Annotated in this window: 6 protein-coding genes; 1 reads left to right on the top strand and 5 read right to left on the bottom strand. The window is 70.4% G+C overall.

Features of this window, described 5'->3' with window-relative positions; genetic code table 11:
- Positions 1-318 precede the first annotated feature (318 nt).
- Positions 319-732, top strand: a complete 414-nt coding sequence (locus AB0395_RS42995; RefSeq protein ID WP_366292477.1) for a hypothetical protein — start codon at positions 319-321, stop codon at positions 730-732.
- A 39-nt stretch (positions 733-771) separates the two neighbouring features.
- Here the strand turns inward: AB0395_RS42995 and AB0395_RS42990 are convergent, their stop codons facing one another.
- The 5 genes from AB0395_RS42990 to AB0395_RS42970 form a co-directional block, all read right to left on the bottom strand.
- On the bottom strand, positions 772-1,596 hold the full coding sequence (locus AB0395_RS42990) for an enoyl-CoA hydratase/isomerase family protein (RefSeq protein WP_366292474.1): 825 nt from the start codon (positions 1,594-1,596) through the stop codon (positions 772-774).
- Positions 1,597-1,764: 168 nt separating this feature from the next.
- Complete coding sequence (locus AB0395_RS42985; protein ID WP_366292472.1) at positions 1,765-2,193, bottom strand: hypothetical protein; 429 nt, start codon at positions 2,191-2,193, stop codon at positions 1,765-1,767.
- 149 nt (positions 2,194-2,342) lie between these two features.
- Positions 2,343-5,108 carry an AAA family ATPase gene (locus tag AB0395_RS42980; RefSeq protein ID WP_366292470.1) on the bottom strand — a complete coding sequence of 922 codons (2,766 nt, stop codon included), beginning with the start codon at positions 5,106-5,108 and terminating at the stop codon, positions 2,343-2,345.
- A gap of 20 nt (positions 5,109-5,128) precedes the next feature.
- Positions 5,129-5,554, bottom strand: coding sequence for a DUF3237 family protein (locus AB0395_RS42975; protein ID WP_366292468.1), 426 nt, complete (start codon positions 5,552-5,554; stop codon positions 5,129-5,131).
- A gap of 244 nt (positions 5,555-5,798) precedes the next feature.
- On the bottom strand, positions 5,799-8,597 hold the full coding sequence (locus AB0395_RS42970; RefSeq protein ID WP_366292465.1) for an AAA family ATPase: 2,799 nt from the start codon (positions 8,595-8,597) through the stop codon (positions 5,799-5,801).
- Positions 8,598-8,765 lie beyond the last annotated feature (168 nt).

The following is an 8,765-nucleotide window of genomic DNA, read 5'->3' as shown; positions in this document are numbered from 1 at the left end:
GTCCCGATCACGACACTGGCCGAGATGCACTTCGCCTACCCGACCTTCCACCGCGCCCTCCAGCCCGTCCTACGCGCCCTGCTCTGAAGCGCGGGCCCGGAGGCGCCCGCCTGACGTTCGACGCGGGCGCGGGCGAATAGCGGGAAAGCCTCCCCCAGTGGTGCAAGGAACTCCGCTCGCGCGACGTGGTCAGGTGGCGGGCCTTGCCTCCAGGTGGCCGTTCCGGGACAGGATGTGCTCAGCTTGGTATGGGCTGCAGGACGCTGAACGTGCGCAGCGCCTGTCCCCGATTCCGAAGACTTGTCCGAAGGAGATGTCATGCGGGTAGCGGTGGTCACATTCGACGGGTTCAACGAACTCGACAGCTTCATCGCCTCGGCGCTGATCAACCGATGCCGGGCCGACGGGCTGGAAGCGTTCATCACGACGCCGACGCCGGTGGTCACGTCCATGAACGGCGTCCCGGTGACCGGGCAGCGTCCGATCGAGTTCGTGAGCGAAGCCTGCGGCGTCACCGTGCTGGACGCACCCTTCCACGCGCAGGGGAACATCGCGACGGCAGGCGGGTGCCTGGCGTCACAGTACCTGGCCACCTGGGTGATCACCCGCGCTCTCGGCGAGGACGCCGCCCGCGCGGTCCTCAACTACGTCGCCCCGGTCGGCGAGAACGACGAAACGGTCGAACGCGGTCTCCGCGCCGTCTACGAGGGCAGCGGGCTCACCCTGCGCTGAGCCCTGGGGAGCAGGCGGTGGCCGCTCGCTGCCCTCTCCTTACAGGTCGCCGAGGCGTTCTCCCAGGTTGAGTTCGAGTGGGCCGCGGGTCTGCAGTCCCAGCGCGAACAGGGCCTTCACCCGGGCCTGGGTGGCGTCTGCGGCGACCAGATCGCGGAATCGGATCGCATCCGCCCGGACAGCGTCGGCGGCGGGCAGGGTCAGCTCGTTGAGCACTCGCTTCGCCGTACGAACTCCTTCGACCGGGAACGAGGCGATACGCCCGGCGAGCCTGGAGACGAAGGCGTCGAGCTCGGCATCGGGCAACGCCCGGTTGATCCAGCCGTACCGCTCCGCCGTGTCGGCGTCGAAGTCATCGGCGCCGAGGATCGCCTCCATCGCCCGCCCCCGGCCCAGCAGCCGGGCGAGATGCTGCATGCCTCCGGCTCCAGGAGGCGCGCCGGTGCCGACCTCGATCTGCCCGAGAACGGCGTTCTCGCGGGAGGCGAAGCGCATGTCGCACGCCAGCGCCAGTTCGCTGCCCGCCCCACGCGCCCGGCCGCGGATCTTCGCGATCGTCACGGCCGGTAGCTTGCTGAGCCGGTACCACAGCATGCCGAGCGAGGCGTCGCCCGGGCCGCCTGCCCGGGCCGCCTCGGTGGTGTAGTCGGCGACCTTGGTCAGATCGACGTGCGGGACGAAATACTCGGGATCGGCGCTCTCCAGCACCACGACCCGGACGCCCTGATCCGTTTCCAGCTCGCCGACCAGCTTCACCAGGTCGCGGACGAGCTCGGGGCCGATCAGGTTCATCGGCGGCGCGTCCATCACCACGCTCAGCACGCCCTCGTCGGTGGAAACGAGGCGCAGAGTCCGATACGTCATGGCTACTCATCCTCTCGGTGACAGGGCCTGGCCTCTGGGCTGTACGGCTTGGCATGGCGGGGCGGGCGGGTGCCCGCCCCCTGCGTCGTTCAGGCAGTCGCGAGTGACCTGCCACAGGTTCCCCTCGTCGCACCGCCCCACGTGCCAGGCGGCGAGACTCATCGGAGGTCAACCGGTTACGCGGTCAGCCTTGTCGTTGAACCAGCCGGGCAGGCTCGGCCACCACTCGTTCGGCCCGGCATAGAACTGGGTGCCCGAGTCGAAGTCGTACAGGGTCGCGCCGTACTGCGGCCAGCCAGTCCAGATCCGCAGGGAAGAGGCCTTGTTCTTCATGTAGGCGGGCAGGTCCGTAATCTGCCCCAGCGTCCACTCGAAGCAGTCGCCCTGGTAGTTGTTGTCGGTGAACATCTGCCCCCAGCCCTCCTGCCCGTAGTGCGTGCAGTTGCCCTGCGCGCTGGCGCTGGGGGCGGTGGCCAGCAGCGTGGCCGCGGTGGCCACGACGGCCAGCGCGACGGTGACGATCCTGCGAAGGGGACGGGAAGCGGTCGTGGCGGCGGCGGTCTGCGTGTTTGCGGTGGGGGTGGCCTTGGCGGACATCTCTGCTCCTTGTGGTGGTCCCGGGCTCACTGGTCCGGGTGCCTGGGCGGTGATGTCTTCACGATCGCGCGCGGCGGCCGGCTTTCGCGCCCGTGACACTCCCTGGCCCTCCCCCGGGCCCCTTACTGGGGTCGGGTGGACGAGCGCGGTCAGATCGTCGTCGGTTCGACGGCTCGCAGCGCCCGCGCCAGTTCTTTGCGCGAGGTGATGGCCAGCTTGGTGAAGACCTTGCGCAGGTGCCATTCGACGGTGCGGTGGCTGACGAACAGGCGGGCGGCGATCTCCGGGTTGGTGTGCCCGTCACCGGCCAGCCGCGCGATCTGCGCCTCCTGCGGGGTCAGCTGAACGCTTGGGCCCTCGCTGCGCTTGTGGACGGTCTCCCCGGTCGCCAGCAGTTCTCCTTCCGCACGCCGGGCGAACGCCCGCGCACCCATGGCGTCGAAGGCGGCCAAAGCGGCCTTGAGCTGGGTACGTGCGTCGATCCTGCGGTTGTGCCTGCGCAGCCACTCACCGTAGATCAGCTGAGCCCTGGCGTGGTGGACGGTGACACGGGAGCGGGCCAGGTGCTCGATCGACTCCCGATACAGCTCCTCGGCCTTGCCGTCCTGGCTCAGCAACGCCCGGGAACGGGTCTCGATGCCGCGTGCCCACGGCGTTTCGCTGGTCGACGAGCGTTCCTCCAGCCGCTCGAACGCGTCGTTCGCGGTGTCCGCGTCACCGGAGCGGACGGCCGCCTCGATCAGCTCGGGCAACACCCACACGGTGAACCCGATCCCGTCGGGCTCGGCGGCGCGCTGGGCGGCCTCGGCGGCAGGGCCGTACTCGCCGTAGCCCAGGTGCAGGGTCGCGGCGGCCCACTCGACCGCCTCCACGGCGAAACCCTCGCCACGGGCCGTTGCCGCGGCGAGGATGCGCTCACGCAGGTCGAGCGTGCGCTCCCGCTCGCCTTGCCAGGCCGCGAGCAGGATGGAGAAGTCAGCGACGGCGACGTTGCGCGTCGCGTCAGTGATCGCGTCGGCTTCCTGGACGAGCTGCTGAGCGAGGTCGAAGCGTCCGGCAAACAGCTGGTGGGCGGCGGAGTAGTTCAGCGCAAACGGCAGGACGGTGAGCATGCCGCGCTCACGGGCCGCCTCGGCCAGCCCGCCAGCCATCGCCGCGCAGGCGTCGTCGTCCCACACGTCCATGGCCAGCTGGCAGGCCAGCCAGCACCAGGCGATGTTGTCACGGCGGAAACCCTCACGCTGGAAGGTCGCGATCGCCCGCGCCACCGACGGCAGCACCTGCACATACGGGTGCGTGGCCCGGGTGACGAGCACGTCAAGGAACTGGTCCACGGCCCGCACAAGATGATCGCGGACCGGCGCCAGCGCGGCGTCCGCGGCGGTCAGCACGCCGTCGGGGCGGCCGAACCGGCCGCTGCGCATCAACGCCCACATCGCCTCCAGATGCGTCTCGCGCGCCAGCTCCGGATCGACGACTTCGAGCTGCCTGGCCGCTACGCTCAGCAGGGTGGGCGTGTCGCTGCCCCGGGTGCGGGCGAACGCGATGTGGGCGCGCACGCGCTCCAGCCGCGCCCTCTCGGCCTCATCCAGCGGGGCGATCGCCGCCAGCGCCAGCAGTGCCTCGGCCGCGCCGAGAGCGCCCGCGTCCAGCTTGGCCTGGGCGGCGGCCAAGGCCCGCGCGCCACGCAGCCGGGGGTCGGGTGTCAGCTCGGCGGCCCGCTCAAGAAAAGCTGCCGCCGCCTCGGCGCCGGCCCGGGCCTGCGCGCGAGCGGCGCGGCGCTCCAGCTCCGCCGCAACGTCCTCATCCGGCATCGCCGTCGCGTGCGCACGATGCCAAGCACGGCGGTCAGGGTCGGCCTGCGGGTCGGTGGCCTCAGCCAGCGCCGCATGCCCGCGGCGGCGAACCTCAGGGGTCGCGGCCCGGTAGGCGGCGGTCCTGACCGTGGGGTGGCGGAAGGCGAGTGTCGGGCCGAGTTCGACCAGGCCCGCCGACTCGGCGGGCTCGGCGGCGCCGATGGCGATGCCCAGGTGCTCCAGCGCGCGCATCAGCACCAGCATGTCGCCGACCGGTTCGGCGGCCGCGACAAACATCAGCAGGCGGGTGTCGCCGGGCAGCGCCTCGATCCGCCGGACGAAGCTGTGCTGGATGCGGCCGGACAACATGCGGGCATCCGGCAGCCCGAACCCGCCCGCCAGCTCCGCCGGTGTCATCGTGCGCGGCAGTTCGAGCAAGGCCAGCGGGTTACCGCGCGTCTCGGCGACAATCCGGTCGCGTACCTGGTCGTCCAAGCCGCCGGGGAGCACCGAGCCGAGCAGACGGCGGGCGTCGTGCGCGCCCAGGCCCTGCACGGGCATGTCGGGCAGCCCGTCGAGTTCGGTGTCCTCGCTCGGCTCGCGCACCGAGAACAGCATCGCCACCCGCTCGGCGGCCAGGCGGCGGGCGACGAAGGCGAGGATCTGTGTGGAGACCGAATCCAGCCATTGCGCGTCGTCGACGAGGATCAGCAGCGGACGCTCATCGGCGAGCTCGCTCAGCACGCCGAGAACGGCGAGCCCGACCAGGAACCGGTCGGCCGCCGGACCGTCCTGCACCCCCAACGTGATACGGAGGGCATCGCGCTGCGAGCTGGGCAGGAGCTGGGCCTCCTCGATCAGCGCCCCTCCGAGCAGTTGCTGCAGTCCGGCGCCCATGAGCTCCGACTCCGACTCCACGCCCGCCACCTGGGCGATGCGGAAGGCCGAAGCGCGCGCGGCGCTGTACTCCAGCAATGCCGTCTTGCCCACACCCGTCTCACCCCGCAGGACCAGAACCGATCCGTGCCCGTCGCGAGCGCGCTCCAGCAACGCGTCGATGGCGGCGCACTCGGCCTGACGGCCCAGTAGAAGCGAGTTGGTCCCAGAGCTGCCCGTCATCCCTGAAGTATGCGGTCATCTCACGACACCAGATAGGTCTCCAAGGTCATATCGTCGCCCCGGTAGAGACTGACGCTGATGAACACGCCCTGATTGACCCAGGCAAGATGCGGAGCGACGGCCTGCAGCCGGGTGGTGGCGCGGATCAGCGGGGCGTCGGCCGGGCCACCGTGGATGATCGCATGCGAGTGGACGTCGAGCAGATCGCCTCCGTCGGTACGCAGCGTGCAGCACAGCTGGCCCCGGACGGTTCCGTCCGGGAGCGCCTCCCGCCGGTCGGTGCTGCCTTCGCCGACCAGGTTGCCGTGGAGTTCCGGGCCGGTGAACCGGCCGCCGATCAGCGGCACGATCAGGCGCCCGCCGTATCCGAGATCGACAGGAGCGCCCAGCACGGCATGCAGGCGGAACACCTGCGTAAGCGTGGGACCAGGTAGTTCGTTGATCATGGCTCCAGCCTGACTCGCCAAGGTGTTCGTTCGCGCCCGGGTAACCCACGGGTGTTGCTGAGCCGCGTCGTCAGGGACAGCCGGAGTCGTGATGAACGATCACGGTCGTGCGCTCCCGGGACTGCCCGACCGCCCACGCGCTCGGACATGGCGCGCTGCGACGGCTCCTACGTCGAGGGGCCATGCGACGGCGTCAGCGTCGACCTCGTGGTGCGGCTCCAGGGTGAAGACGGTGAGTTCTGTCTCACCTGGGATGGGGATCTGGGGGGTTGGCGAGGGCGTCGCGCAGGGCGGCGCGGGAGGTGATGCCGAGCTTGGGGAAGACCTGATACAGGTGGGTGGAGACCGTTCGCGGGGACAGGAACAGGCGGACGGCGATCTGTTTGTTGGTATGGCCGGCTGCGGCGAGCTGGGCGATCTGGAGCTGTTGCGGGGTGAGGGCGGCCGGGCCGGTCGCGGCGGTGGAGATGGTGATGCCGGTGGCCCGTAGTTCACGTTCCGCGCGGCCTGCCCACGGGGTGGCCTGCAGCTGTTGGAAGACTTGCGCGGCTTGTGCGAGGTGGCGGCGGGCGTCGGTGGTGCGCTTGGCGCGGCGCAGGTGGGAGCCGTAGGTGAGCTGGATACGGGCCAGGTCGAAGGGCCAGCGGTCGTTGCCGGGTTCCCTGATCGCTGCTTCGAGGAGGGTGGTGTCGGTGTCGAGGCCGGTGAGGGTGGCGCCGGCGAGCACGATCAGCCGCAGACGTGGTGAGAGTCGTCCCAGGTCGAGGTCTTGGGCGGCCGTGAGGTGTGCTGCGGCCTCGGTGCGGCGGCCGGTGTGGAGGGCGGCTTCGATGAGATCGAAGAAGACCCAGAGGGCCTGGGGCGCGTAGGGGGCCAGGATTCCGGGTGGGCTGATGGCGGCGGCGTGACGGTAGGCGGTTTCGTAGTCGGCGCGGCTGAGTGCGGTCAGGGTCTGAACGCGGGAGGCGAAGGCGGTGACGATCCCGGCGCGGCGTGATCTGGCCCAGGTGTCCATAGCATGGGCGGTGTCGATGGCGTGCTCATAATTGCCGCGGGCGGCGGCCAGGAGGGCGTCGGTGAGGCGGCCGGGCCAGCTCAGCAGGTCATAGCCATGGACATCGCAGAGCTTGAGTCCTTCGTCGACAAGCTCTTGGGCCTCTTCCCACCGTCCGGTGTGGAAGGCGTCCTGAGCCAGCAGGAAGAGGGCTTCGACGGCCGAGGTGACGGCCCTGCCTTCGCGGCCGTCCTGGATGACGCGCTGGAGCGGTTCGCGGCAGTGGGAGAGCCGGTCGAGGTAGGCGAGGGCCATGCCGGTGCGGACGATCCGGGCCGAGTTGGCTTCTTGGTCGAGGGCCGCGATGGCCGCATCGACGCGGATGAGCATGCCGGGGGCAAGGCGGACGGGGTCGCTTAAGGTGCGCGACAGGATCGCCAGGAGTTCGGGAGGACGCGGCCGCAGCCGGTCGACCGCGGCCAGGAAGGGGGGCCAGAGGTCGGCGCGTCCGCCGACGAAGCAGACCATGAGCAGAATGAACAGGCCTTCGATGACGAGGACGTCGTCTGCCCGGGTGGGGTCTTCCAGCTCGTTGAGTGCGGTGGCGAGCAGGCGGTGGGCGGTGTCGAGGTCGCCGTCGGCGTGCAGGAGTTGGCAGGCGCGGGCGCCGGCCAACGACGGGACGTCGAAGGGGCCGGGCTGGGCGTGGCGGGCCTGCTCAAGCAGGCGGGGGGCATCGTGTAGGTCGCCGGTGACGACGGTGGCGAGGTAGGCGGCTTCGGCCAGGCGTCGGCTGCGCCCCTTGCCGATGGGGCTGAGTTCGGCGGCCCGCAGCAACTGGGTGAGGGCGCCGACGGAGTCGCCGCGCCGCAGGCTGGCGATGGCGACCTGGTGGAGGAGCGCTGCCACGTTCTCGTCGGGCCGGTCGGCGGCTTCGGCCAGGTGCCATGCGTGCCGTTCGGGCTCATCGGTGAGGAGAGTGGCCAGGTCGGCGTGGGCTTGGCGTCGTTGTTGGCTGCTCGACAGGTCGACGACGGCCGACCGGATGAGCGGGTGGCGGAAGGCCAGCCGGGCGGCGGAGTCATCGGTATGCACCAGTCCTGCGGATTCGGCTGGACCGAGGCCTGTGGCTTGATGATCGGCGGCGATGGCGCGCAGCAGGCTCAGATCGCCGGTGCCGTCCAAGGCGGCCAGGAGCAGGAGCTCATAGACCGGTTGTGGGAGCGCCTGAACACGACAGGCGAAGGCCCTCTGCAGCCGCCGGGTCAAGGGGAGGGCGGCAGGCAGCGCGCCCGCGGGCGTGTGGGCGAGGTCGCCGAGCGAGACCGGGAGTTCCAGCAAGGCCAGCGGGTTGCCCAGGGCGGTGTCCAGAAGTCGCCGCGTGACCCGGGGCTTCATGGCCGGGTAGCGATTCCGGAGAAGTTCTGCCGCAGCCTCCTCCGAGAGCGGTTGCACATCGAGGACGGGGATGTCGCTTTGGTCGAAGCCGGGGGCTTCGTTTGTTCGGCAGGCGGCGATCAGTCCCACGGGCAACCCTGTCAGACGGCGGCTGACTATCCCGAGTACCCGTTCGCTCGCCCGGTCGAGCCAGGGAAGGTCGTCGATGATGAGCAGGAGGGGACGCTCCTGTGACATCTGGCGTAAGAATGCCAGGATCGCGTTGGCGGCGAGCAGCGGTGCGGGCGGCTGCCCGGCTGCGAGCCCGAGCGCGCTCTTGAGTGCGTCGGCGAAGTGCGGCGTCAGCTGCAGGAGTTCGTCCAGGCGCGGGTGGAGCAGCTGGTGCAAGGCCGCATAGGAGATCTCGGCCTCGAACTGGGAGCCGGTCGCCCGCAGCAGCCCCATCCCGCAGATGCGCGAGCGGGTGGCGGCGTGGTCCAGCAGCGCGGACTTCCCGATTCCAGGGGCGCCGGACAAGACAAGCGTTCCGCCTTGCGCGGTGCGGATTCGGGCAAGGAAGGAGTCCATCTGTGCGATCTCTTGCACGCGGCCGATCAACCGGCCGGGCCCGGCGGTGCTCTGGTCACAGCGTCTGTTGCATCTGTCCCTCATTTGGCCGTCCGTCTGCGACGGATGCTGGTCTGTCATCCCGTTCACAGGCGGTTGCCCCGGGAGCGTCCGTCGCCGAGGGTGCCGGGGCCGGCACCGTCGTCTGTGACCGACGGTTCTGCGATCGGTATGGCCATGGATGCCCCGCTCGTGGTGCGTAGGTGTTCTACG

Origin of the sequence: Streptosporangium sp. NPDC051023 (assembly GCF_040689595.1) — a bacterium.
Taxonomy (GTDB): domain Bacteria; phylum Actinomycetota; class Actinomycetes; order Streptosporangiales; family Streptosporangiaceae; genus Streptosporangium.
This window is presented reverse-complemented; position numbering and strand designations above follow the sequence as displayed.

What these genes read in the sequence shown, in the direction of transcription:
- AB0395_RS42980 (WP_366292470.1), bottom strand. Translation starts at nt 5,108, where the DNA reads ATGACGGGCAGCTCTGGGACCAACTCGCTTCTACTGGGCCGTCAGGCC.
- AB0395_RS42970 (WP_366292465.1), bottom strand. Translation starts at nt 8,597, where the DNA reads ATGAGGGACAGATGCAACAGACGCTGTGACCAGAGCACCGCCGGGCCC.
- AB0395_RS42985 (WP_366292472.1), bottom strand. Translation starts at nt 2,193, where the DNA reads ATGTCCGCCAAGGCCACCCCCACCGCAAACACGCAGACCGCCGCCGCC.
- AB0395_RS42995 (WP_366292477.1), top strand. Translation starts at nt 319, where the DNA reads ATGCGGGTAGCGGTGGTCACATTCGACGGGTTCAACGAACTCGACAGC.
- AB0395_RS42990 (WP_366292474.1), bottom strand. Translation starts at nt 1,596, where the DNA reads ATGACGTATCGGACTCTGCGCCTCGTTTCCACCGACGAGGGCGTGCTG.
- AB0395_RS42975 (WP_366292468.1), bottom strand. Translation starts at nt 5,554, where the DNA reads ATGATCAACGAACTACCTGGTCCCACGCTTACGCAGGTGTTCCGCCTG.